The 2051-nt window shown below is 71.4% G+C and carries 3 protein-coding genes; all 3 read right to left on the reverse strand.

The features are described from left to right. A partial coding sequence (locus D7Y13_RS41130) for a hypothetical protein (RefSeq protein ID WP_147452634.1) occupies positions 1-185 on the reverse strand: 185 nt, incomplete at its 3' end. Positions 186-191: 6 nt separating this feature from the next. Further along, positions 192-458, reverse strand: a complete 267-nt coding sequence (locus D7Y13_RS41135) for a hypothetical protein (RefSeq protein ID WP_120538426.1) — start codon at positions 456-458, stop codon at positions 192-194. A gap of 56 nt (positions 459-514) precedes the next feature. Beyond that, positions 515-2051: transcription termination factor Rho (gene rho / locus D7Y13_RS41140; protein ID WP_233602484.1), on the reverse strand; the 1537-nt coding region annotated here is incomplete at its 5' end.

Here is a 2051-nt window from a genome sequence, read left to right on the forward strand (position 1 = left end):
GCGGGCAGGGTGGGGGAGCGGCCGTGGTCCACCGCGTCCACCAGGTGCAGCAGCGCGGCCACCACCGCGGCGCCTCCGGGCAGGGTGAGCGCCCACAGGCCGGCGTTGCGCGCGCACAGCCGCAGCGCCGCATCCATCAAGGCCACCGGACCCCGGGGGCGCAACTCGAGCGCGGAGACGGCCATGGTCTTTCAGCCCACCACGTGGGCCGCGAGCACGACGCCGCCCCACAAGAGGACGGCGCCCACCAGCGCCAGCACCACGTTGAGGACGCTCCACTCACGCCGGGGCGGCGGCCCCTCCAGCGCCTTGCGGCGCGTGTCCAGGCAGCTGGCGCAGCGGTTGATGCCTTCAAACTGCGTGGTGCACTCGCGGCAGATGACGCGGCGGCACTCCACGCAGACGCCCAGGCCCGCGCGGTCGGGGTGGTAGTGGCAGCGGCCCGAGCCCTGAATCATGCGCACACCTTACGCAATCCAGGGCTCGCCACACCACCCCCGCGCGGGCAGACGGGCTACATCTCGTCGAAGAACTCGTCGTTGTAGGTGTACCGGCCGAGCCGTTTGACGAGCGCTTCCATGGCCTCCACCGGCTTCACGGCGAAGAGCATCTGGCGGAGCTTCTTCACCTTCTCGTACTCGCGCAGGGTGAAGAGCTTCTCCTCCTTGCGCGTGCCGGACTGGGGGATGTTGATGGCCGGGAAGACGCGCTTCTCCGCGAGCAGCCGGTCCAGGGTGACTTCCGAGTTACCCGTCCCCTTGAACTCCTCGAAAATCACCTCGTCCATGCGGCTGCCGGTGTCGATGAGCGCCGTGCCGATGATGGTCAGCGAGCCCGCCTCCTCCGTCGCGCGCGCGGCGCCGAAGATGCGCTTGGGGCGCTCCAGGGCGCGGCTGTCCACGCCGCCCGTCATGGTGCGGCCGGAGCTGTCGACCTCCTTGTTGTAGGCGCGCGCGAGCCGCGTGATGGAGTCCAGCAGGATGACCACGTCCTTGCCGCCCTCCACCAGCCGGCGGGCGCGCTCCAGCGCGAGCTCCGCCACCTTGAGGTGGTCGCCCGTGGGCCGGTCGGAGCTGGAGGCGATGACCTCCGCCTTGATGCTCCGGCGCATGTCCGTCACTTCTTCGGGGCGCTCGTCGATGAGCACCAGCATGACGTGGCATTCCGGGTGGTTGTTGAGGACCGCCTGGGCGATGCGCTGGAGCATGATCGTCTTGCCCGTCTTCGGCGGGGCGACGATGAGCGCGCGCTGGCCCTTGCCGAGGGGCGCGATGAGGTCCAACACCCGCGTGACCATCTCCTTGTGGCCGTTCTCCAGCTTCAGCCGCTCGGTGGGGTCCACGGAGGTGAGGTCCGCGAAGTGGGGCAGCCGGGGCGCGGACTCCAGCGGGCGCCCGTCCACCGTGTCCACCTTCTGGATGACGCCCTTGTGGCCGCGCATCTGCGCGAAGGCCGTCAGGTACTGGCCCTGACGCAGGCGCAGCTTCTGCACCAGGTTCTTGGGCAGCTCCGGGTCGTCCGGCGACGCCAGCAGGTTGCGCTTCACCTGACGCAGGAACGCGTTGGGGCCCTTGGCCTCCGTGTCCAGCACGCCTTCCACCGGCGCCAGGTTCTGCTGCTGTTGCTGCTGGGGCTGGCCTCCCCCGCGCTGATGCCGGGGGTGCTCGTGCTGCGGCTGCTGCTGCCGGCCCTCCTGCTGCGGCGGGCGGGCTTCCTGCGGCTGCGGCGCCTGCGCGTTGCCGGCGGGCTGCTGCTGTTGCTGCTGGGCCTGACGCTGCTTGTACTGCTCCAACTCCTGGGGCGTCAGGAACACCTGCACCTGCTGGCCGTCCGGGCCGGGCTGCATGCGGTAGGCCTGGCCCTCCGGGGTGAAGTGCACCTGCGCGCCACGACGACGGCGACGGCGGCGGCGGCGGCGGCCACCCTGGCCGGCGGGGCTTCCGGGCGCGCCACCCTGCTGGGGGCCTCCGGCGGAGGCATCCCCGTCGTCAGGGCCCTCGTCGCCTTCGTCGTCACCGCCGTCGTCGTCCGCCTCGGGGGGCGGATTGGGG

Origin of the sequence: Corallococcus praedator, assembly GCF_003612125.1 — a bacterium.
Classification (GTDB): domain Bacteria; phylum Myxococcota; class Myxococcia; order Myxococcales; family Myxococcaceae; genus Corallococcus; species Corallococcus praedator.